Source organism: Halomonas sp. AOP13-D3-9, from assembly GCF_052379125.1.
Taxonomy (GTDB): Bacteria; Pseudomonadota; Gammaproteobacteria; order Pseudomonadales; family Halomonadaceae; genus Vreelandella.
This window is the reverse complement of the sequence record NZ_JBQSYH010000005.1, coordinates 272,339-292,497: the sequence shown is the minus strand read 5'-3', so window position 1 is coordinate 292,497 and position 20,159 is coordinate 272,339. Positions and strand designations below refer to the sequence as shown.

The window sequence follows — 20,159 nt, the reverse complement described above, 5'->3', positions numbered from 1 at the left end:
AAAAAGCCTCGCTTATTAAGCGAGGCTTTTTTGTGCGGCTACCCTGAGCGTTATTTAACAACCCGCAGGGTTGGCTTTTTCTTCGCCTTGCTCTTTGCTTGCGCCTCTTTATCAGCGTCTTCGCTTGAAGCGTTAGAATCGCTGCCAGGCTTTTCAGCAACCGGCTCAGTCACCGACAGCTCAGGCTTGGTAGAGGAATTCTCCTCATCCTCAATATCGCCAAAGGATTCGGCACCTTCGCCCAACTCAGGTTCATGGCCAAAGACCATTCCAGCGCCATTTTCTCGGGCATAAATAGCGATTAAGGCCTCGGTCGGTATCATCACCTGCATAGGCTGCCCGCCAAAGCGCGCATTAAAACCTATCGCCTGATTCTCCATAAAGAGATCACGCACGGCGGTCGGTGCTACGTTCAAAACGATCTGACCGTTCTGAACAAACTGGCGGGGTACTTCCACGCCTGGCAAGGTAGCGTCAACCACTAGGTAAGGCGTCAACTCATTGTCCAACAACCACTCATAGAGGGCTCGGGCGAGATAGGGGCGACTCGATTTCATCTAGACTCCCTCCTCCTTACAAGAAAGGCTCCCTGCCCTTATCACGCGCAAGGGAGCCGAATGAATTCAAGCGCGCATCTCTTTTTCACGCTCACTTAAAGATGCCTTAAATGCTTCACGCTCGAATACTCGCGACATGTAGGACAGCAGCGGCTTGACCTGTTTTTCAGGCAACTCGATATTGAGCTCCGGCAAACGCCATAATAAAGGCGCCAAACAGCAGTCCACCAGCGTAAACTCTTCGCTCATAAAGAAAGGCATGTCCTCGAAAATTGGCGATATGCCAATCAGACTTTCACGCAACTCTTTACGTGCCTTATCTGCCTCTTTCTTTCCACCGCTACGAATCAGGTCGACCATTGGGCACCACTCGCGCTCAATGCGGTGCATCCAAAGGCGGCTTTGCGCACGCGCTACTGGATAAACAGGCAACAGCGGAGGATGCGGAAAACGCTCATCCAAGTACTCCATCATGACTTTGGATTCATACAGCACCAAGTCACGATCTAACAGCGTTGGCACGCTGTTGTACGGGTTGAGGTCTGCCAGCTCTTCCGGTGGTTTTTCGTCGAGCACATCGACAATATCGACGGCAACCCCCTTCTCGGCCAACACAATGCGCACACGATGACTGAAATGATCATCACTACCTGAGTAAAAGATCATCGACGACCGCTTGGCCACAACACCCATGAAAGCATCCTCACATCAAAACAATCTTGGATAATAACACGCCAGCGCTACCTTAGGGGAAGCTAGCCTGCTTTGCTTTATTGCCATGCCGACAAGCAAAAGGCGCACGGCTTACGCCGTGCGCCCTACTGACCATCAGCTACTGCTAATTAGTGGATATCTCGCCAGTACTCACGCTTGAGCAGGTAAGCAATCACACCAAAAATGAAAATAAAGATCAGTACTTTAGGCGCCAGCGCCTGGGCCTGAAGCTTGGAGGGCTCGCCTACGTAAGCCAGGAAGTTAGTAAGATCATACATCGCTTCCTCAAACTCAGCTGGTTCGAGCTCACCCGGTTCGGTCACCTGCAGCACATCACACGACTGGTACTTGCCCGATAACGCATCCGGCTCTTGGCCCTCTACCGGGTGATCCGTTTCAGCACACACCAGCTCCTGCACGCCCTGCAGAGGCTCCAACACGTTCGGCATTGCGACTAAGTCAAACACCGTGTTGTTAACGCCCGTGGGACGGCTAGGGTCTTTATAGAAACCCAGCAGATAAGAGTAGATCCAATCAGTTCCACGCACACGCGTTTTTAGCGACAGATCAGGCGGTGGCGCTCCGAACCAACCCTCTGCATCGCCACTGTTCATGGCGTTATGCATCTGATCGTTATAGGCCAGATCAGGTGAGAAAATCAGATTATCTTCAACCAGATCCTGGGGCATTCCCAAGTCATCTGCCGCACGCGAAAAGCGCTGATACTGAAGCGAGTGACAGCCCATGCAGTAGTTGACATAGAGCTTCATGCCATTTTGCAGCGAGGCTTGATCGTGCAAATCAGGATCCATTGAGTGAGGCACGCTCGCGCCTCCTGCAGCCATCGCGGTTACTGGCACTAAGGCGAAAAGGAGTCCAAATAGATACTTTTTCATTAGCCAGTCACCCTTTCCGGAACGGGTTTAGTCTTCTCAAGCTTGGTGTAAATAGGCATCAAGACGAAGAAGGCGAAGTAAATCACGGTGCATGCTTGCGCCAGAATGGTTCGCCCTGTGGTTGATGGTAATACACCCAAGACACCGAGAATAACGAAGCTGATGGCAAATAGCAGCAGCATTACTTTCGATATCCAGCCTTTGTAACGCATCGAGCGCACCGGACTACGATCCAACCAGGGCAGAACAAACAGTATGGCAATCGCCGCCCCCATAAATATAACCCCCAGGAACTTAGCGTCTAAGCCAAACACCGAGAAGGTTATCGCGCGCAAAATGGCGTAAAACGGCGTCATATACCAAACGGGCGCAATGTGATCGGGCGTCTGCAGCGGGTTCGCCTGGTCAAAGTTAGGCCGCTCAATGAAATAGCCGCCGCCTTCTGGGAAGTAGAATACCACCACACAGAAAACGAACAGGAAGACGGCCACGCCAACAAGGTCTTTCACCGTGTAGTAGGGGTGGAAAGGAATTCCGTCCAGCGGTATACCCGCCTCATCTTTCTTCTGTTTGATATCAATGCCGTCTGGGTTGTTAGAACCCACCTCATGCAGGGCAATGATATGCAGCACAACGAGCGCCAGAATAACGATCGGCAAGGCGACCACATGCAGGGCAAAGAAACGGTTAAGGGTAATACCTGAAATCAGGAAATCACCACGCACCCACTGCGCCAGGTCGGGTCCGATTGCCGGAATAGCCGAGAATAGCGAGATAATAACCTGGGCGCCCCAGTAGGACATTTGCCCCCATGGTAGCAAATAGCCCATAAAGGCTTCCGCCATGAGCACCAGGTAAATCGTCATACCAAAAACCCACACCAGCTCGCGGGGGGCTTTATAAGAACCGTATAAAAGACCACGGAACATATGCAGATAAACAACGAGAAAGAAGGCAGAGGCACCGGTGGTGTGCATATAGCGAATCAGCCACCCCCACTCCACATCGCGCATGATGTATTCGACAGAATCAAACGCACCTTCAGCAGAAGGGTTAAAGCTCATGGTCAACCAAACCCCGGTCAGGATTTGATTCACCAGCGCCAGCAGCGCTAACGAGCCAAAGAAATACCAAAAGTTAAAGTTTTTCGGCGCATAGTATTTGGAGAGATGTTCTTGCCACATTTGCGTAGCAGGGAAGCGGTCATCCACCCAGCGCATGAGGCCTTTTTCCGCTTTGGCTTTATTCGGATTACCCATCAGGCAGCCTCCTCATCTTCGCCGATGACGATGATATCGTCATTCTCAAAGCGGTAGGGTGGAACCTCAAGATTGGTCGGCGCAGGAACGTTATTGAATACGCGACCCGCCAAATCAAAGCGAGAACCGTGGCATGGACAGAAGAAGCCACCCGGCCAGTTATCAACGCCCACTCCCTCTGCGTCAGGCTCGGGCCGGAAAAGCGGCGAACAGCCTAAATGGGTGCAAATACCGATCAACACCCCAATTTCAGGCTTGATAGAGCGCAGCCCGCCATCGATATAAGCAGGCTGCTGCGGCACTTCCGAATTCGGGTCGGCTAACTGGTCTCCCGTCAGCGATTCAGTACGCTCGATCATTTCCGGCGTGCGATTGATAATCCAGATTGGGCGACCACGCCACTCAACGGTCATACGTTGCCCAGGCTCAAGCTTGGATATGTCTGCTTGAACGGGAGCACCCGCCGCTCTTGCCCTGGCACTAGGCTGCCAAGAAGCCACAAAGGGTACCGCTACCCCGACAGCACCTACCGCACCTACTACGGAGGTGGCGCCTACGAGGAAACGGCGTCGGCCTTTGTTTACGCCGTTATCTGCCATTTCAGGTTTCTCCCATCAGCTTACCCGTTCCGCCGCAAAGAGATCCCGCGGCGACGAATATTAATTACGCTCTATGGTAAAAAAACAAAGCGCTGTGCACAAGAACAACCGCTCGTGACCATAGTGGTACAAGCAATATAATTTTTTGATATTCCAATAAAAAACGCCCAGGTCGATGACCTGGGCGTTTTGCCGCATAGCGTGGAAATTAACGCTTAGAGAACTGCGGACGACGACGTGCTTTGCGCAGACCGACTTTCTTACGTTCAACTTGACGTGCATCACGCGTTACGTAACCAGCGGCACGTAGCGAAGGACGCAGGTCTTCATTATAGTTCATCAGGGCGCGAGTAATGCCGTGACGAATAGCGCCGGCTTGAGATGAGCCACCGCCGCCAGCGACAGTTACGAAGATGTCAAACTGGTTCAGGGTTTCAGTCAGCTCAAGCGGCTGGCGAACAACCATACGACCGGTAACACGACCAAAGTAGAGGTCAAGGTCTTGGTTATTGACAGTAATTTTGCCAGAGCCCGGCTTCATAAACACGCGAGCGGTGGAAGTCTTGCGGCGCCCGGTACCGTAATACTGCTGTGTCATGGCGAAGATTTCCTCAGAGGTTCAGTTCAAGCGGCTGTTGGGCAGCATGCGGATGCTCGGCGCCAGCGTACACTTTTAACTTAGTGTACATGGCACGGCCCAAGGGACCTTTCGGCAACATGCCTTTAACGGCAGACTCAATGATACGCTCGGGCGCATGATCAAGCATTTTGTCGAAGGTCATAGAGCGCAGACCGCCCGGATAACCAGTGTGGCGGTAGTAGGTTTTAGCCTTCGCCTTATTACCGGTTACATGGACTTTCTCTGCGTTGATGACGACGATGTAGTCGCCAGTATCAACGTGAGGGGTAAATTCGGGCTTATGCTTGCCACGTAGGCGGCGAGCAATCTCGGTTGCCAGACGACCGAGCGTTTTGTCCGTAGCGTCGACTACATACCAGTCGCGCTGGACGGACTGCGGCTTAGCACTGAACGTCTTCATGGATGAAATCACCAGATTAAATGTATTGGGTGACTTACACCGTTATACGGCGAAGCACCATCCCTATTCTTTTTGGTTGCTGGTTTACGCCAGCAACATGCAGCGAGGCGGCATTCTACAGTAAGGCCACTGACAAGTTAAGCCGTTTCGTGACTTTTTTACTGGGTCGACGCACGCCCCATGCTCTAGGGTTTATGCGCCAGCGCCAAGTACTCTTTGGACTGCATCTCTTGCAGGCGTGAGAGGGTTCGCTGGAACTCGAACGTCAGCTTGCCATCGCTATACAGCTCTTCAATCGGCGCTTCTGCTGACATCAGCAGCTTCACGCCGCGGTCATAAAACTCATCGACCATATTAATGAAGCGGCGCGCCTGATCATCCTGCTTGGCATCCATACGCCTGACATTGGAAACCAACACTGTATGGAACTCCCTAGCCAGCTCAATATAGTCGTTTTGGCTGCGCGGCCCATCGCAAAGCTCCAGAAATTCAAACCAGGCAACGTCATCATGCAGACGGCGCGTTTTTAGCACCCGATGGTTGATCTCCAGCGATGCCTCCGGCTCCCCTTCGTTTCCGGCTATTTCCCGAAAGCTGCGCGACAGCTCACGCTCAGCGGACGCATCCAACGGTGAGTAAAAGATGGCGGCTCGCTCTAAGGCGCGCAGCCGATAGTCCACCCCAGAATCGACGTTAACCACTTCACAGTGGCGGTTCACAAGCTCAATAGCCGGCAAAAAGCGCGCCCGCTGCAGACCGTCTTTATATAAATCATCAGGCACGATGTTGGAGGTCGCCACCAGTACCACTCCACGCTCGAACAGCGCTTCCAGCAAATTGGCGAGAATCATGGCGTCGGTAATATCTTTAACAAAAAACTCATCAAAGCAAATAACCCGCGCCTCGGTGGCAAACTTACCGGCGATTAGCGTGAGCGGATTTTTTTCACCTTTATAGTGGGTCAGCTCGTTATGAACCCGCTGCATAAAGCGGTGAAAATGGGTGCGCATTTTGTCGGGAAAGGGCAAGGCTTCATAAAAGGTATCGACTAGGTAAGTCTTGCCACGCCCTACTCCGCCCCAAAAATAGAGACCCTTAACTTGCGGCAAAGCAGGCTCCTCAGGCGATGAGGATTTCTTACCCATAAACCCCGCCATTTTGGCTTTTAACCCTTTATGCAGGCCTTTATTAGCGACCAACGCCTTGGGGACCGTCGTAGGCGCGGCGACAAGCTCATCGTAGAGCCGCTGAAGATGCTTTACCGCCAACTCCTGAGCAGCATCATATTGAAAATCATCGCGCTCTAAGTCCGCCCGATAGCGCTCTATAGGCGATGCAGGGCGCGTCTTTCTCGCTGCCCCACCCGCAGATGTTGATGACATGCACTCGCCTCCCACAGCATATAAGGCAGCAGCCAGCACAACCACTGGCAACCTTAAGAAGGCAGTGATTATACCTGTAGAGACATCTAAGCGCATGAGTGGATTGACCCAACCGGCTGACTGACGCCTATAATAGCAGCCTGTTCAATTCTTAAGCTGCTAGCTAATGCAGCCTAACTGTTAGATTCAAGGCGCCAGGGAGAACACTGTGGACGCGAGCTCACCATTAACGTTTGCCATCATCGGGTTTATTATCGGCCTAATCGTTGGAGCGGTCGCTTATCGGCTGTTCAGCAAGAACCAGCGCGAGGCCTCTGCCATGCGCCAAAAGCTACTCGAACGCGAGCACCAGATTGCCGAGATGAAGAGCAGCGTGGGCAGCCATTTAACGGGCATTTATCAACGTCTAAGCAACATTCGTGATGAAGCCAACCAGCTTGAGCTTCAGCTCAAAGAGGACGCAGCGGAGTGGAATATTCGCGATGCAGCCATCCAGCCCAGCCTCGATCTTTCGGGCGTTGACTCAGCCCAAGAGCAGCAGACAACGGCGGACACCAACACTCCTGCTACGCCCCGTGACTACGCGGATGGCAAAGGCGGCACGCTGTCTGAAGACTTTGGCCTGAAAGGCAATGAGGCGGCGACACCCCAGCCGCCGCGCTACTAGCCCCCCCATAATAATTAAGCAGCCCCGGCTTCTGCTACCAGCGATCCGGGGCATTGAATGTTAAGCAGGGTTATCAATATCCACAAAGCGATGCTCAACGTCGTACTCATCGCTTAGCCACTCGCCCAGTGCCTGAATCCCATAACGTTCCGTGGCGTGGTGCCCGGCGGCGATATAGTGAATGCCCATTTCCCGCGCCAGATGAGTGGTTCGCTCGGAGATCTCACCCGATACGAATACCTGCGCGCCAGCATCAAAGGCAGCGGTAATCATGTCTTGCGCCCCACCGGTACACCAGGCAATGCGCTCGACACCCCCCTCCAGCGGGGCCTCAATGACCAAAGGCTCACGCTGCAAGGTTTGCGCTATTTGCGCGGCTAATGCGCTAACCGACTGCGACTGCGGTAAACGCCCCGACCACAAAAGCCCCTCCCCAAGCTCGCCATCAATACACCCTTCTACCTTCCACCCCAAGCGACGGGCCAACTCGGCGTTATTGCCCATTTCCGCATGTGCATCCAAGGGCAGGTGATAGGCTAACAGGCTGATATCATTATCAAGCAGCGTTTTAATCCGCTTCTGCTTCATGCCGGTAATTGCTACGGGCTCATTCTTCCAAAAGTAGCCATGATGCACCAGCACCATATCCGCCTGCCATGCGACGGCCTCATCCAGCAGCGCCTGACAGGCCGTCACTCCCGTCATGATGCGCTTAACTTGCTCGCTGCCAGCTACCTGCAAGCCGTTAATGGTAAAATCTTTAAAATCCGCCGCACGTAACTGATGGTCACAGGCGGCCACTACTTGGTCACGATGAATCATATTGCATCCTTTATTGATTTAACTGCACCCGTGAGGAAGTTGCTAAGAAAGTGTTACCATAAAACCATTGTAAAACCTGCTGCTTTTTATCGCGAACAGCGAGACCGAACCGCTAAGGAAATGATCGCATGCGACGCTACGTGCTGCCTTATCTCTGGCCTGTTATCACAGGCGTACTGCTCGCGGTGGTGATCCTCTTTGCACTTCCCGAGCAGTTACCCAACCCGTTTCGTGATTCATCGCCACAAGCCCCCCAGACGCCAGACCCGGTGATTTCTGCGACCCCGACACTGGTAGAGCCTAATCCCAACCGTCCTGCGCCGGAAATTCATCAGGCAGCGCCGCTGTCTCGTAACAACGGCCCTGTCAGCTACGCCCAGGCGGTGGAGCAAGCCGCCCCCGCGGTGGTAAACATTTACTCTTCGCGCATCGTTGAACGCGATCAACACCCGCTGATGTCGGATCCGTTTTTTCAGCAATTTTTCGATAATCAGGGCGATGACGCCACCACCCACCAGCGGATGCTGTCTAGTCTCGGCTCTGGCGTTATCGTCAGCGAGGACGGCTACGTTCTGACCAATCACCATGTTATCAACGACGCCGATGAAATCCAGGTCGCTCTGCGTGATGGGCGCGAAACCCTGGCGGAAGTGATTGGCACAGACCCAGAGAGTGATTTAGCCGTGCTAAGAATTACTCTGGACGATCTGCCAGTCATTGAACTGGCGGATTCTGCCGATGTGGCAGTAGGCGATGTAGCGCTCGCCATTGGCAACCCTTTTGGCGTCGGCCAGACGGTCACCATGGGCATCATTAGCGCCACGGGGCGCAATCATTTAGGGCTCAACGCCTACGAAGACTTTATTCAAACAGATGCGGCCATTAATCCGGGCAATTCAGGCGGCGCTTTGATCAACCCCGAAGGTGCTATGGTCGGGATTAATACCGCGATCTTCTCACGCTCAGGAGGCTCTCAAGGCATTGGCTTTGCCATACCCGCCAACCTTGCCCACAGCATTCTCGATGAATTGGTCACTCAGGGGCGGGTGATTCGTGGCTGGCTGGGCATTGAAGCGCAGGCACTATCCCGGGAACTGGCGGCTTCCTTTGGGCTGCAAACGCCCCAAGGCGTCATCGTCGCCGGCGTTGTCAGCGGTGGGCCCGCCGAAAAAGCGGGGCTGGAACCAGGCGATGTACTACTCTCCGTCGACGGTCAGCCCATTTTGGATGCCCGTAACACGATGAGCGAAATCGCCTCTATAGCCCCCGGCACTTCGTTACCGCTCACCATCGTACGTAGCGGCGAACGCTTGGAAATGACGCTGGAAGTTGGCGAACGCCCGTTACCTACCATCCCAATTAATGAAGAGACCCCCGGTCAGCGCGACTCATAGCTAGCAATATGAGCGCGCTGAAGCGTCGCCGGGTGTATCAATCGTGGATCCGGTACTCCGCTGAGCGGGCGTGGGCGGTTAGTGACTCACCCCGCGCCAATACCGAGGCGATTTTACCGAGCTCAGAAGCGCCGTCTGCGGAGCAGTGAATAATCGAAGAGCGCTTTTGGAAGTCGTAAACACCCAGCGGTGAAGAGAAGCGCGCCGTGCCAGAGGTAGGCAGCACGTGGTTGGGACCAGCACAATAGTCACCTAGCGCTTCGGCGGTGTAACGCCCCATAAATATCGCGCCAGCATGACGGATCTCGTCTAGCCATGTTTCTGGTGCAGCCACCGAAAGCTCCAGGTGCTCAGGGGCAATCCGGTTAATCAGCGTAATCGCTTCTTGAGCGTCCTGACAGAGCACCAATGCTCCCCGCTTGCCTAGCGACTCGCGCACAATCTCTTCGCGCCCTAAGGTCGGCAGCAGCCGCTCAATCGCCGCTTCGACAGCCTCTAAGTGTTGCGCATCCCAACTGACCAGGATCGCCTGGGCATCTTCGTCGTGCTCGGCCTGGGAGAACAGATCCATGGCCAGCCAATCGGGATCGGTCTGCCCATCAGAAACCACCATGATTTCCGAGGGCCCGGCAATCATATCGATGCCCACCTGACCAAACACAGCACGCTTGGCCGTGGCTACATAAATATTGCCTGGGCCGACTATCTTATCGACCCGCGGCACGCTTTCAGTGCCGTAGGCAAGCGCTGCAATCGCCTGGGCACCACCAATCGTGAATACATAGTCGACACCTGCCAAGTGGGCCGCGGCCAGCACCAGCTCATTGAGCACGCCATCCGGCGTAGGCACGACCATAACGATTTCGCGCACCCCGGCCACATGGGCAGGAATCGCATTCATCAGCACCGACGAGGGGTAAGCCGCTTTACCACCGGGGACATAAATGCCGGCGCGATCCAGCGGGGTGACTTTCTGCCCCAGCACCGTGCCATCAGCCTCTTCATACTGCCAGGAGCTGGGCTTTTGGCGCTCGTGGTAGCGCTTGATGCGTTCGGCCGCACTGGAAAGCGCCTCTCTCTGTTCAGCGGGCAAGTTATCAAACGCCCTTTTCAACTGCTCGGGCGTCAACTGCAGCTCATCCATCGAGGCAGCAGAAAGCCGGTCAAAACGATTGGTGGCTTCCACCACCGCCGCATCGCCCCGCTGTTTTACGCTGGCAAGGATTTCTTCTACCCGCGTCTGTATCGCTTTATCAGACACCCCTTCCCAATCCAACAGCGCATCAAGCCGATGGTTAAAGGCAGCATCGCTTGTCGATAGGCGTGAAATCGTCGCAGTCGTCTGTTTGCTCATGGGCTCACTCATGGGGGTCACCTCAGATCATTCGGCAAGCTGGGTCTGACGCTTTTTGACCGCACTGGCTAAGCGGTCGAGTAACGGCTTAATACGCTCATGTTTCATGGTCATCGCGGCCTTATTGACCACTAGCCGGGTGCTGATATGGGCAATAAGCTCGCGGGGCTCCATGCCATTTGCCCGCAGGGTGTTGCCGGTATCGACGATATCGACAATCTCATCGGCCAGGTTCATCAGCGGCGCAAGCTCCATAGCGCCGTAGAGCTTGATCACCTCGGCCTGGATGCCCTGCTCGGCGTAATAGCGTCGCGCCACGTTAACAAATTTCGTGGCCACCCGACGCCGGGCGCGGGCCGGCAACTCGCCGGTCACACCCGCGGTCATCAACTTACAGCGGGCAATTTCCAAATCCAGCGGTTCATAAAGCCCTTCAGCACCGTGCTCAAGCAGCACATCTTTGCCTGCGATGCCAACATCGGCGGCCCCCAACTGAACGTAGGTGGGCACGTCGGTAGCACGGATAATGACCAGTTTTACGTCGGGCAAATTGGTATCAAACAACAGCTTACGGCTTTTGCTTAAATCCTCGGCAGGCGTGATGCCCGCGTCGGCTAGCAGCGGCAGCGTCTCTTCCAGAATACGGCCCTTCGAGAGGGCTAAAATCAGTTGCTTACTCATCGTATTGGCCCGTCGTTATTCGAATGCAGGGATTAATAGCATGACTTAGCCGGGTATACGGCGAATACGTGCACCCAGCAGCTGCAATTTCTCTTCGATACACTCGTAGCCACGGTCAATGTGGTAAATACGATCCACCAGCGTTTCGCCTTCGGCCATCATGGCTGCAATCACCAGCGAAGCAGAAGCACGCAGGTCGGTGGCCATTACCGGCGCACCGGAAAGCTTCTCGACCCCCTCGATCAAGGCGGTATTACCTTCCAGCACAATGTTGGCGCCCATGCGGTTTAGCTCTTGAACATGCATAAAGCGGTTCTCGAAAATCGTCTCGACCACCCGAGAATGCCCCACGGCCACTGCGTTCATGGCCACGAACTGCGCCTGCATGTCGGTGGGAAACGCCGGATAGGGCGCAGTGCGAATATTCACCGCCTTAGGACGCTTACCGTGCATATCCAGAGCAATCCAGTCGTCGCCGCAGGTGACTTCGGCACCCGCCTCTTCCAGCTTGGCAATGACCGCATCCAGAATATCGGCCCGGGTGCGCTTGACCTTCACCCGGCCGCCGGTCATGGCGGCGGCAACTAGAAAGGTGCCTGTCTCGATACGGTCAGGCATTACATCGTGCTCGCAACCGTGGAGTTTTTCGACGCCTTCGATAGTAATGGTGTCAGTGCCTTGACCGCTGATGTTAGCGCCCATTTTGATCAAGCACTCAGCCAAGTCGACAATTTCCGGCTCGCGGGCAGCGTTTTCCAGAACGGTTTTGCCATCGGCCAGGGTCGCCGCCATCAACAGGTTTTCGGTACCGGTCACTGTCACGGTATCAAAGTAAATAGTTGCCCCTTTTAGACGACCATCTACCCGCGCGCGGATATAGCCAGCCTCAACGCGAATCTCTGCCCCCATGGCTTCTAAACCGCGAATATGCAAATCCACTGGCCGTGAGCCAATGGCGCAACCACCGGGCAGCGATACATCGGCTTTACCAAAGTGGGCAAGCAGAGGACCCAACACCAGGATCGAGGCACGCATTTTTTTAACCAGCTCATACGGTGCATGACACTGAGTGACTTGGGAACCATCCAACTGAATACTCAGTTTCTCACCCATCACCGGCTCAACGCCCATGCGGCCAAGCAGTTCTAGCGTGGTGGTAATATCCTGTAGATGGGGCAAGTTACCAATCACCACAGGACCATCGGCCAATAGGCTGGCACACAGAATGGGCAGCGCCGCATTTTTGGCGCCGCTCACCCACACCTCACCGTCTACCGATCCATTGCCGGTAATGATTAATTTATCCATGGTACGACCGTTATTGAACGTTTTCCGGTGCAGTTTGCCACTGCGCCGGGGTAAACGTTTTGATGCTAATAGCGTGGAGCGCACCCGAGGCGATCTCATCGCTCAGCGCAGCGTAGACAAGCTGCTGACGTTTGACCGGAGAGAGACCTTCAAAGGCATCGCCAACCGCAATCACCTGAAAATTACAGCCTTCACCCTGGATATGGAACTGGCATCCGTCGATACGGGATTCAAGCAGTGCTTTTACCTCGTTGGGTTGCATGGCGCAAAAACTCCTTTGGGGTCATCGTTATCATTGAGCGTAATTGGGTCGACATAATAAAGAAAAGCAGCGCGCTTGGCGATGGCGTACTTTTAAACTGCCAAGGTAGCGGTGGGTTGCTCAATCAACGCATCCAATTCAGCCAGTGAGGCAAGGCGGCGCAGCGGAGCTGAAAAGTGAATGAATTGAACCTGGATACCGCGCTGTTGGCAGATGCGGAGCCATTCAAACAGCACGCTAATGGCAACGCTGCTGGCCTTTTCAACGCGGCTGAAATCAAAGCTGATGGTGGTTAGTTCGGTGTGCTTGAGCCATTTAACACCACTGGCGGCCAAATCGGCCGCCACGGTTACCTCTACATCCCCTACTACGAGCAGGGTAGCGTCTTCTACGCTAACGGTGACGCCGGGGTGTGAAAACAGCGCTGTCACGCATCGCCTCCCTGTTCAAGCTCTTCAACGCCCACCTCAGGCGACCAACCGTTAATAACCGCATCGTAATCGCGATTGTTATCACGCATGGCTTGGTCAAACTGATTGCGGAACGTCAGACCCAGATTAATGCCATTAACGATCACATTCACCACCCGCCATTCACCATTGGAGAGCCTCAGACTATAGCTAACGGGATAGACTTGCCCATCACTGGCCACGACTTCCATGGCAACGCTGGCCTGGTCGTCATAGCGCTGGGCCTGCTGGGTATCCAATACCCGCAGCTCATCGTAATCAAACGTCACCAGCCCGCGGGTATAGGTATCGATCAGCGTTTGCCGAAACACATCGACAAAACGACGGCGCTGCTCTGGAGAAGCGTTACGAAAATAGTTGCCCATCACGCTGGCACCGATATAGCGAAAATCCGCTACCTGATCGAGATTGCTATCCACCAACGCCTCAAGCTCGCTCAGGTTATTGGCATAGTAATCCTTACGGCCCTGAAGGTCTGCCATCAGCGACTCAACGTTATCGCGCACCATCTCTTCTGGCGTCTGAGACTGCGCCTGTGATTGCAGGGGCATCATTAACGCTGCCATCACTATTACCATCAAAAACCAACGACCCAACATCACGCTCACTCCATTCATAGCCATTATCTCCCAACCCGTTTTGCCCTGGGCCCGTTATTGCACTGGTTGCACTGAATTAGCACCTGCCATTTGAAACACTAGTTACTTGCCATATTGGACACAAACTGCTGAATAAGTTCTTCCAACACTAGTGCCGACTGGGTGTCGCGAATGGTGTCGCCATTTTCCAGCATCTCAGGATCGCCGCCTACACTAAGGCCAATGTACTGCTCGCCTAATAAGCCTGCGGTCAGAATAGAGGCAATTGAGTCTCTTGAGAGCTGGCCTTCAAGTTCGCTATCCAGGCTGAGCACTACCCGCGCATCGAACCACTCGGTATCCAGCTCAATAGCTTCTACCCGCCCCACCGTTACGCCCGCCATAGTGACCCTGGCACGGGGCTTTAAACTGCCAATATTGGCGAAGTTGGCCTCTAGCTGAAATGACTGTGTGGGCGCAGAGAGCGTCAGTCCACTAACCCGCAAGCCGAGGAACACAAGCCCCAGGATGCCTGCCACCATAAACAGGCCTACACCGAACTCCATGGTTTTACTGCGTTTCATGAAACTGCTCCAGCCATTAAAGGCCGCCAAACATCATGGCGGTCAACACAAAATCAAGCCCCAATACTGCAAGCGACGAATACACTACCGTGCGCGTAGTAGCACGCGAGATACCTTCCGAAGTGGGCACCAAATCATACCCCTGGAACACCGCAATCCAGGTTACCACCAAGGCAAATACGGCGCTTTTGATCATGCCGTTACCAATATCACTGAGAAAGGCCACGTTGGCTTGCATGTTGCTCCAGTAGGAGCCCTCAAAAACGCCTAACCACTCGACGCCCACCAGGTAGCCGCCCCAAATACCCACCACGCTAAAACCGACCGTTAGGATAGGCAGCGACACAAAGCCAGCCCATAGGCGTGGGGCCACCACGCGGCGTAGCGGATCAACCCCGATCATTTCCATGCTGGTGAGCTGCTCTGTGGCTTTCATCAAACCAATCTCGGCGGTGAGCGCAGAGCCTGCCCGACCAGCAAACAGCAGCGCCGCCACTACGGGGGCAAGCTCACGCAATAGCGAAAGCGCTACCATTTGACCCAGCGCCTGCTCAGCCCCGAAATCAACCAGTATGGTATAGCCCTGCAGCGCCAGCACCATGCCGATAAACAGCCCCGACACCAACACAATGGCCAGCGAAAGCACGCCAACAAAGTGCATCTGGTGCAACCACAAACGCCAACCTTCCCGGGAAGGCACGCCAATCGCTGACTGGAATAGAAACACCCCGGCACGGCCTAATGCTTCCATTAAATCGCACCCTCGACGCCCTAGCCGGGTGATACGCGCGGTGCTATTAGAGAACTTTGACTGCATTAACCCTGCCCTTTATTTGCCCTGCATGTGTGCATTTAAGCTAACGTTGTCGCCTATCCCTATGGTGTCACCGGGGCGTCACCCAGAATGTCGCGATAAAACGCTTCAGCAGGGTAGTGAAACGGCACCGGGCCATCGGGTTCGCCATGAATAAACTGGCTAACCCGCGGATCTTGGTTAGTGTCCAACGTTTGCGGCGTGCCATGGGCGACCACCTGACCATCGGCAATTAAATAGAGGTAATCCGCAATGCTCAAGGTCTCCTTGATATCATGGGAGACCACCACGGAGGTTAGCTGCAGCGCTTGATTCAGGCGCTTGATGAGCTGCACCAACACGCCCATAGAAATAGGATCCTGCCCCACAAACGGCTCGTCATACAGAATCAGCTCCGGATCCAGCGCTACCGCACGGGCCAACGCCACCCGGCGAGCCATCCCCCCGGACAGTTCCGCGGGCGTTAAGTGGCGCGCTCCGCGCAGTCCGACGGCCTGTAGCTTTAGCAACACCAGATCGCGCACCATGGTGTCGGGCAAATCAGTATGCACGCGCAGCGGGAAGGCTACGTTCTCGAACACATCCAAATCGGAAAACAGTGCGCCACTCTGAAACAGCATTCCCATCCGCTTGCGTAGCGTAAATAGCGCCTTCCGGGATAGCCGATGAACATCCTGACCATCAATGAGTATGCGCCCGCTCTCCGGGGTCAACTGCCCGCCGATCAGTTTCAGCAGCGTTGTTTTACCGGTACCGCTTGGCCCCATGATCGCCGTCACTTTACCCCGCGGTATGGTCATATTCACACCACGGAAAATTTCGTGATCGCCACGTGAGAAATAAAGCTCTTCAATTTCTATAAAAGGTGCATCTGTCATGGCTCAGTTGACTCTTAACGAGGCGCGGCTAAAGCGAAATAGCATACCCTACTTGCTACCGCCGCGGTTAGAAAACAGTGTTTCTAAAAGATTGTCAAACATTGTACTATAACGACACAAGAGATGAATGCAGGAGCGAGCCTTCCGACTGAACAGGGCTATCGGCGTTGGCGATCTGTGTAATGTAGCGCCCTCGCGTCAACCTGCCCTCGACACGGAGATGTGCCAATAGCCAACGGCGGTAGCACTCCACCTCAATTACTGCCTATTAGAGGTATCGAGATGTTATTCTTGGCGGTTACTACTTTTTATATTTTCAATTGTTAAGAGAAAACGCTATGCGCCAGCCTCTCGCTTCATCCAGCCTACTACGCGAAAGCGCACTGCGTACGCTGCAAATTGAGCAGGCAGCCATTGGCGGTCTCCAGGCTAAGCTCGACGAAAGCTTCGACCGCGCCTGCGAGCTGATCCTCGCCTGCCAAGGGCGTGTGGTGGTGACCGGCATGGGCAAGTCGGGGCACATTGCTGGCAAGCTGGCAGCAACGCTTGCCAGCACGGGCACGCCGGCCTTCTTCGTTCACCCTGGTGAGGCCAGCCACGGCGATCTAGGCATGATTACCCGCGCCGATGTGGTGCTGGCATTATCCAACTCAGGGGAAACAGCCGAAGTCACTGCTCTTCTGCCGCTGCTTAAACGCCTCGGCACACCGTTAGTGAGCATGACCGGCCGCCCCCACTCCACGCTTGCCAAACACGCTGATGCGCATCTTAACAGTGGCGTTGAGCGTGAGGCTTGCCCGCTCGACCTCGCTCCCACCAGCTCCACCACCGCTGCCCTCGCCCTGGGTGATGCACTGGCGGTTGCGTTACTGGAAGCACGCGGCTTTACCGCCGAAGATTTTGCCCTCTCCCACCCCGGCGGCAGTTTAGGCAAGCGCTTACTGCTACGCGTTAGGGACCTCATGCACGACGGTGCGCGTCTGCCCCAGGTCGCGCTGGGCAGCCCGCTGCGCGATGCGTTATTGGAGATTACCCGGCAAGGGCTTGGCTTTACCTGTGTGGTGGATAGCGATGGACGCCTCGCTGGTGTCTACACCGATGGCGATCTGCGCCGCACGCTGGATCAGTTTCACAATCTGCGCGATGTCCTCGTTGACGACGTTATGACCCGGCCAGGCAAACGCATCGGCCCCGACATTCTGGCGGCCGAAGCTGTACGCATTATGGAAGAGAGCCGGATTACCGCGCTCGCGGTGGTGGATGAACAACAGCGCCCTATTGGGGCTCTACATATGCACGACCTGCTCGCTAGCGGCGTTATTTAACCCATCACCGTTCTATGCCGACTGGTTTTAAAAATCACTGATATGGAGGCTCTATGACCCTACCTGCCGCGCTACTTGATCGACTCCGCCGCGTACGCCTATTGGCGCTCGATGTTGACGGTGTCCTCACCGATGGCCGCCTCTACTTTCAAGCCGATGGAATCGAAATCAAAGCCTTCCATACTCAGGATGGCCATGGATTAAAGCTGCTCAAACGCGTGGGCGTGCATGTTGCGCTGATTACCGGCCGCGATTCGCCGATGGTAAGTCAACGTGCTGCTGCCCTGGGTATCGACCATGTCCATCAAGGCTGTGAGGACAAACTGGCGACCCTGCGCGGGCTCTGCCAGCGCCTTGATATCGAGCTGGAGCAGGTGGCCTATTGCGGCGACGACCTACCCGACCTAGCGGCGATTAAGCGCTGCGGCGTCGGCATTACGGTACCTAACGCGCCGGATTATATGCACACCCACGCTGACTGGACCACCGAACGCCTGGGTGGCCACGGCGCCGTGCGTGAAATCTGCGACACGCTGCTTGAATCTCAAGGGCACTGGGGCGCGGTGCTTGACACCTATCTGCATGGTCGACCATAAATGTTGAAGCGACTTAACGTACGCCTTTGGCTCGGCGGACTGGTTATCGCGCTGGGCGCTCTACTGGTATGGCTTGACCCCGGCGGACCTCAAGACATTGCCATCGATCCTGAAGCGCAGGCTCAGGAGCCAGGCCATGTACTCGAAAACGCTGAAATCACCCTGTTTGGTGATAACGGCAAGGTATTGCAGTCGCTAAAAACACCGCGCCTAATTCATACCCCACAGCAAAGTGAAACCTGGACCGAAGAGCCCGAAGCCGTACTCTACGACAGCGAAAACCGTCAGTGGCTGGCCAGCGCCGATGTCGGCACGCTCAATACCGCTACCCAAGCCCTGCTGCTGTCAGGTTCGGCTCGTCTGGTCGCGCCGGATGAAGGCTGGCAGCTAGATACTGAGCTATTGCATTATGATGGCCTAACTCAGCATGCGTGGAGTGCAACACCGGTAATGCTGCAGCAACCGCCCCAGCAAATGAGTGCCTCACGCATGGATGTGTGGCTTAACAATAGCCAGGTTCGGCTAACTGATAATGTGCGCGGCACGCACCCCCCGGCCACGCAACGCTAATAGGAATTGTCATGAAAGCACTTATTTACACCGCCCTGTTTGCGCTCGCGATGCCGCTATCGGCTCTGGCCCAAACCTCACAACAGGCCCCGGTGGAAATCGAAGCCGACCGTTTAGATCTCGACCAACGGGCGGGCACCGCCGTGTATACCGGGAATGTGGATATTCGTCAGGGCGAGATGCGGCTGCGCGGGGAGCGGGTAGAGATCGAACGCAACGCGGCTGGTGAACTCTCGACGGCAACCGCCACCGGTGAGCGCGCCTACCTGCGCCATCAAGCCGAAGGGCAAGATGGCCCGACGGAAGGTTGGGCGCGAAGGATTATTTACCACGTCGCCGAGCGCCGCGTAGAGCTAATCGACCAAGCCGAACTGATCCAACAGGAAGATACCTTTACCGGTGGGCGCCTTGAGTATTTTATTGACCGCGAAGTGATTCAAGCGCGCTCTGACGTTGACGGCAGTGAGCCCCAGCGCATTCGTATGACGATTCAGCCTGAACAATAGGGAGCCAAGCTGTGGCAACTGCTGACACTGCGCCGATCAAAACCCTGTATGCCCACCACCTGGCGAAGAGCTACAAGCGTCGTCGAGTGGTCAAAGACATCAATTTAGAGATCTCCCAAGGCAGTATTGTTGGCCTACTGGGCCCCAACGGCGCAGGGAAAACCACCTCGTTCTATATGATTGTCGGGCTGGTGAAATCCGATGCTGGCAAGGTCGGAATCGATGCGGTGGATTTAACCCGCGCGCCGATGCACGAGCGCGCAGCGGCGGGTATTGGCTACCTCCCCCAAGAGGCGTCTATTTTTCGCAAGCTCTCGGTTGCCGATAACATTATGGCGATACTCGAGACGCGCAAAGAGCTTGACCGCGCAGGACGCGCACAGCGCCTGGAAGCGCTACTCGAAGACTTTCATATCACCCACATTCGCGACAACCTTGGCATGAGCCTTTCGGGCGGTGAGCGCAGGCGTGTAGAAATTGCCCGCTCGCTGGCCACTGACCCTGCCTTTATTCTACTGGATGAGCCCTTTGCCGGCGTCGACCCTATTTCGGTAGGCGAGATCAAAACCATCATCCGTGCGCTGAAGCAGCGTCATATTGGCGTGCTGATCACCGATCACAACGTGCGTGAAACCCTCGATATTTGCGATATCGCCTATATCGTGGGTGATGGGCAAATCATTGCCAGCGGCTCACCCAGTGCCATTCTCGATAATCAGAAGGTCAGAGACGTATATCTGGGCGCTGATTTTCGCCTTTAAACTGATCAACTGTGCCGACAATTATCGCCTGCCCTTAAACCTATTTTTTGGTTCTGTAAATAGCGCTCTGCAACAACTTTACTACCAATGGCATGCTTATTGCACTTGCACCGGGCACTCACTCGCACTAGGGTGGAGCATT

At 54.9% G+C, this 20,159-nt stretch carries 25 protein-coding genes; 7 read left to right on the top strand and 18 right to left on the bottom strand.

From position 1 onward, the window contains the following. Window positions 1–50 precede the first annotated feature (50 nt). The 8 genes from ACT3UM_RS07900 to zapE all read right to left on the bottom strand — a co-directional run bounded on the left by ACT3UM_RS07900 (window position 51) and on the right by zapE (window position 6,447). Complete coding sequence (locus ACT3UM_RS07900; protein WP_498897652.1) at window positions 51–557, bottom strand: ClpXP protease specificity-enhancing factor; 507 nt, start codon at window positions 555–557, stop codon at window positions 51–53. A gap of 66 nt (window positions 558–623) precedes the next feature. Continuing rightward, window positions 624–1,250 (bottom strand): stringent starvation protein SspA, encoded by a 627-nt coding sequence (gene sspA, locus ACT3UM_RS07895; RefSeq protein ID WP_035578403.1) that lies wholly within the window; start codon window positions 1,248–1,250, stop codon window positions 624–626. Between the two features lie 149 nt (window positions 1,251–1,399). Beyond that, window positions 1,400–2,167: a cytochrome c1 gene (locus ACT3UM_RS07890; protein ID WP_498897650.1), complete on the bottom strand. Its 768-nt coding sequence runs from the start codon at window positions 2,165–2,167 to the stop codon at window positions 1,400–1,402. Continuing rightward, a complete protein-coding gene (locus ACT3UM_RS07885) occupies window positions 2,167–3,426 on the bottom strand; it encodes a cytochrome b (protein WP_498897648.1) in 1,260 nt (419 codons plus the stop codon). Before ACT3UM_RS07885 ends, ACT3UM_RS07890 begins: the two co-directional genes overlap by 1 nt. Continuing rightward, a complete protein-coding gene (gene petA / locus ACT3UM_RS07880) occupies window positions 3,426–4,025 on the bottom strand; it encodes a ubiquinol-cytochrome c reductase iron-sulfur subunit (RefSeq protein ID WP_498897646.1) in 600 nt (199 codons plus the stop codon). Before petA ends, ACT3UM_RS07885 begins: the two co-directional genes overlap by 1 nt. A gap of 208 nt (window positions 4,026–4,233) precedes the next feature. Further along, the gene (rpsI, locus tag ACT3UM_RS07875; RefSeq protein ID WP_022523918.1) at window positions 4,234–4,623 is read right to left on the bottom strand and encodes a 30S ribosomal protein S9; all 390 of its coding nucleotides are present in this window, start codon (window positions 4,621–4,623) and stop codon (window positions 4,234–4,236) included. Window positions 4,624–4,636: 13 nt separating this feature from the next. Beyond that, complete coding sequence (rplM, locus tag ACT3UM_RS07870; RefSeq protein WP_007114705.1) at window positions 4,637–5,065, bottom strand: 50S ribosomal protein L13; 429 nt, start codon at window positions 5,063–5,065, stop codon at window positions 4,637–4,639. A gap of 185 nt (window positions 5,066–5,250) precedes the next feature. Continuing rightward, window positions 5,251–6,447, bottom strand: coding sequence for a cell division protein ZapE (gene zapE, locus ACT3UM_RS07865; RefSeq protein ID WP_498897643.1), 1,197 nt, complete (start codon window positions 6,445–6,447; stop codon window positions 5,251–5,253). Window positions 6,448–6,655: 208 nt separating this feature from the next. Between zapE and ACT3UM_RS07860 the strand changes: the two genes are divergently transcribed. Further along, on the top strand, window positions 6,656–7,114 hold the full coding sequence (locus ACT3UM_RS07860; RefSeq protein ID WP_498897641.1) for a Z-ring associated ZapG family protein: 459 nt from the start codon (window positions 6,656–6,658) through the stop codon (window positions 7,112–7,114). Between the two features lie 60 nt (window positions 7,115–7,174). Here ACT3UM_RS07860 and ACT3UM_RS07855 read toward each other — a convergent pair whose 3' ends face one another. Next, window positions 7,175–7,936: a Nif3-like dinuclear metal center hexameric protein gene (locus ACT3UM_RS07855; protein ID WP_498897639.1), complete on the bottom strand. Its 762-nt coding sequence runs from the start codon at window positions 7,934–7,936 to the stop codon at window positions 7,175–7,177. 128 nt (window positions 7,937–8,064) lie between these two features. Between ACT3UM_RS07855 and ACT3UM_RS07850 the strand changes: the two genes are divergently transcribed. Next, the gene (locus tag ACT3UM_RS07850) at window positions 8,065–9,330 is read left to right on the top strand and encodes a Do family serine endopeptidase (protein WP_498897637.1); all 1,266 of its coding nucleotides are present in this window, start codon (window positions 8,065–8,067) and stop codon (window positions 9,328–9,330) included. Between the two features lie 37 nt (window positions 9,331–9,367). Here ACT3UM_RS07850 and hisD read toward each other — a convergent pair whose 3' ends face one another. The 9 genes from hisD to ACT3UM_RS07805 form a co-directional block, all read right to left on the bottom strand. Beyond that, window positions 9,368–10,696: a histidinol dehydrogenase gene (gene hisD, locus ACT3UM_RS07845; RefSeq protein WP_498897635.1), complete on the bottom strand. Its 1,329-nt coding sequence runs from the start codon at window positions 10,694–10,696 to the stop codon at window positions 9,368–9,370. A 15-nt stretch (window positions 10,697–10,711) separates the two neighbouring features. Further along, window positions 10,712–11,365: an ATP phosphoribosyltransferase gene (hisG, locus tag ACT3UM_RS07840; RefSeq protein WP_498897633.1), complete on the bottom strand. Its 654-nt coding sequence runs from the start codon at window positions 11,363–11,365 to the stop codon at window positions 10,712–10,714. Window positions 11,366–11,410: 45 nt separating this feature from the next. Beyond that, window positions 11,411–12,673, bottom strand: coding sequence for a UDP-N-acetylglucosamine 1-carboxyvinyltransferase (murA, locus tag ACT3UM_RS07835; RefSeq protein ID WP_498897631.1), 1,263 nt, complete (start codon window positions 12,671–12,673; stop codon window positions 11,411–11,413). Between the two features lie 10 nt (window positions 12,674–12,683). After that, complete coding sequence (locus ACT3UM_RS07830; protein WP_007114696.1) at window positions 12,684–12,935, bottom strand: BolA family protein; 252 nt, start codon at window positions 12,933–12,935, stop codon at window positions 12,684–12,686. A gap of 92 nt (window positions 12,936–13,027) precedes the next feature. Continuing rightward, the gene (locus ACT3UM_RS07825) at window positions 13,028–13,366 is read right to left on the bottom strand and encodes an STAS domain-containing protein (protein WP_498897628.1); all 339 of its coding nucleotides are present in this window, start codon (window positions 13,364–13,366) and stop codon (window positions 13,028–13,030) included. Beyond that, window positions 13,363–14,004 carry an MlaC/ttg2D family ABC transporter substrate-binding protein gene (locus tag ACT3UM_RS07820; protein ID WP_498897666.1) on the bottom strand — a complete coding sequence of 214 codons (642 nt, stop codon included), beginning with the start codon at window positions 14,002–14,004 and terminating at the stop codon, window positions 13,363–13,365. The genes ACT3UM_RS07825 and ACT3UM_RS07820 overlap by 4 nt, the downstream gene beginning before the upstream one ends. 98 nt (window positions 14,005–14,102) lie before the next feature. Then, window positions 14,103–14,567, bottom strand: coding sequence for an outer membrane lipid asymmetry maintenance protein MlaD (gene mlaD, locus ACT3UM_RS07815; RefSeq protein ID WP_035578367.1), 465 nt, complete (start codon window positions 14,565–14,567; stop codon window positions 14,103–14,105). A 16-nt stretch (window positions 14,568–14,583) separates the two neighbouring features. Then, entirely contained in the window at window positions 14,584–15,384 is an 801-nt protein-coding gene (gene mlaE / locus ACT3UM_RS07810) for a lipid asymmetry maintenance ABC transporter permease subunit MlaE (protein WP_498897626.1), read from the bottom strand. A 59-nt stretch (window positions 15,385–15,443) separates the two neighbouring features. After that, window positions 15,444–16,259 carry an ATP-binding cassette domain-containing protein gene (locus tag ACT3UM_RS07805; protein ID WP_498897624.1) on the bottom strand — a complete coding sequence of 272 codons (816 nt, stop codon included), beginning with the start codon at window positions 16,257–16,259 and terminating at the stop codon, window positions 15,444–15,446. Window positions 16,260–16,597: 338 nt separating this feature from the next. On the opposite strand from ACT3UM_RS07805, the gene ACT3UM_RS07800 reads away from it, so the two are divergent. Genes ACT3UM_RS07800 through lptB form a run of 5 tightly spaced genes read left to right on the top strand, consistent with a single transcriptional unit; the run spans window position 16,598 to window position 20,017 of the window. After that, window positions 16,598–17,584 carry a KpsF/GutQ family sugar-phosphate isomerase gene (locus tag ACT3UM_RS07800; RefSeq protein WP_498897622.1) on the top strand — a complete coding sequence of 329 codons (987 nt, stop codon included), beginning with the start codon at window positions 16,598–16,600 and terminating at the stop codon, window positions 17,582–17,584. Window positions 17,585–17,637: 53 nt separating this feature from the next. Next, entirely contained in the window at window positions 17,638–18,180 is a 543-nt protein-coding gene (locus ACT3UM_RS07795; protein WP_035578357.1) for a KdsC family phosphatase, read from the top strand. Then, the gene (gene lptC / locus ACT3UM_RS07790; RefSeq protein WP_498897620.1) at window positions 18,181–18,750 is read left to right on the top strand and encodes an LPS export ABC transporter periplasmic protein LptC; all 570 of its coding nucleotides are present in this window, start codon (window positions 18,181–18,183) and stop codon (window positions 18,748–18,750) included. It abuts the gene before it with no gap. 11 nt (window positions 18,751–18,761) lie between these two features. Then, window positions 18,762–19,256, top strand: coding sequence for a lipopolysaccharide transport periplasmic protein LptA (lptA, locus tag ACT3UM_RS07785; protein ID WP_498897619.1), 495 nt, complete (start codon window positions 18,762–18,764; stop codon window positions 19,254–19,256). Between the two features lie 11 nt (window positions 19,257–19,267). Beyond that, on the top strand, window positions 19,268–20,017 hold the full coding sequence (lptB, locus tag ACT3UM_RS07780) for an LPS export ABC transporter ATP-binding protein (RefSeq protein WP_498897617.1): 750 nt from the start codon (window positions 19,268–19,270) through the stop codon (window positions 20,015–20,017). Window positions 20,018–20,159 lie beyond the last annotated feature (142 nt).

Excerpts from the sequence above, each read along its gene's own strand:
- ACT3UM_RS07885 (WP_498897648.1), bottom strand. The coding sequence starts at position 3,426 with ATGGGTAATCCGAATAAAGCCAAAGCGGAAAAAGGCCTCATGCGCTGG.
- hisG (WP_498897633.1), bottom strand. The coding sequence starts at position 11,365 with ATGAGTAAGCAACTGATTTTAGCCCTCTCGAAGGGCCGTATTCTGGAA.
- mlaE (WP_498897626.1), bottom strand. The coding sequence starts at position 15,384 with ATGCAGTCAAAGTTCTCTAATAGCACCGCGCGTATCACCCGGCTAGGG.
- zapE (WP_498897643.1), bottom strand. The coding sequence starts at position 6,447 with ATGTCATCAACATCTGCGGGTGGGGCAGCGAGAAAGACGCGCCCTGCA.
- mlaD (WP_035578367.1), bottom strand. The coding sequence starts at position 14,567 with ATGAAACGCAGTAAAACCATGGAGTTCGGTGTAGGCCTGTTTATGGTG.
- rpsI (WP_022523918.1), bottom strand. The coding sequence starts at position 4,623 with ATGACACAGCAGTATTACGGTACCGGGCGCCGCAAGACTTCCACCGCT.
- lptA (WP_498897619.1), top strand. The coding sequence starts at position 18,762 with ATGAAAGCACTTATTTACACCGCCCTGTTTGCGCTCGCGATGCCGCTA.
- ACT3UM_RS07890 (WP_498897650.1), bottom strand. The coding sequence starts at position 2,167 with ATGAAAAAGTATCTATTTGGACTCCTTTTCGCCTTAGTGCCAGTAACC.
- ACT3UM_RS07830 (WP_007114696.1), bottom strand. The coding sequence starts at position 12,935 with ATGCAACCCAACGAGGTAAAAGCACTGCTTGAATCCCGTATCGACGGA.
- ACT3UM_RS07900 (WP_498897652.1), bottom strand. The coding sequence starts at position 557 with ATGAAATCGAGTCGCCCCTATCTCGCCCGAGCCCTCTATGAGTGGTTG.
- ACT3UM_RS07850 (WP_498897637.1), top strand. The coding sequence starts at position 8,065 with ATGCGACGCTACGTGCTGCCTTATCTCTGGCCTGTTATCACAGGCGTA.
- ACT3UM_RS07795 (WP_035578357.1), top strand. The coding sequence starts at position 17,638 with ATGACCCTACCTGCCGCGCTACTTGATCGACTCCGCCGCGTACGCCTA.
- ACT3UM_RS07800 (WP_498897622.1), top strand. The coding sequence starts at position 16,598 with ATGCGCCAGCCTCTCGCTTCATCCAGCCTACTACGCGAAAGCGCACTG.
- ACT3UM_RS07805 (WP_498897624.1), bottom strand. The coding sequence starts at position 16,259 with ATGACAGATGCACCTTTTATAGAAATTGAAGAGCTTTATTTCTCACGT.
- ACT3UM_RS07820 (WP_498897666.1), bottom strand. The coding sequence starts at position 14,004 with ATGTTGGGTCGTTGGTTTTTGATGGTAATAGTGATGGCAGCGTTAATG.
- murA (WP_498897631.1), bottom strand. The coding sequence starts at position 12,673 with ATGGATAAATTAATCATTACCGGCAATGGATCGGTAGACGGTGAGGTG.
- lptC (WP_498897620.1), top strand. The coding sequence starts at position 18,181 with ATGTTGAAGCGACTTAACGTACGCCTTTGGCTCGGCGGACTGGTTATC.
- petA (WP_498897646.1), bottom strand. The coding sequence starts at position 4,025 with ATGGCAGATAACGGCGTAAACAAAGGCCGACGCCGTTTCCTCGTAGGC.
- sspA (WP_035578403.1), bottom strand. The coding sequence starts at position 1,250 with ATGGGTGTTGTGGCCAAGCGGTCGTCGATGATCTTTTACTCAGGTAGT.
- ACT3UM_RS07855 (WP_498897639.1), bottom strand. The coding sequence starts at position 7,936 with ATGATTCATCGTGACCAAGTAGTGGCCGCCTGTGACCATCAGTTACGT.
- hisD (WP_498897635.1), bottom strand. The coding sequence starts at position 10,696 with ATGAGTGAGCCCATGAGCAAACAGACGACTGCGACGATTTCACGCCTA.
- rplM (WP_007114705.1), bottom strand. The coding sequence starts at position 5,065 with ATGAAGACGTTCAGTGCTAAGCCGCAGTCCGTCCAGCGCGACTGGTAT.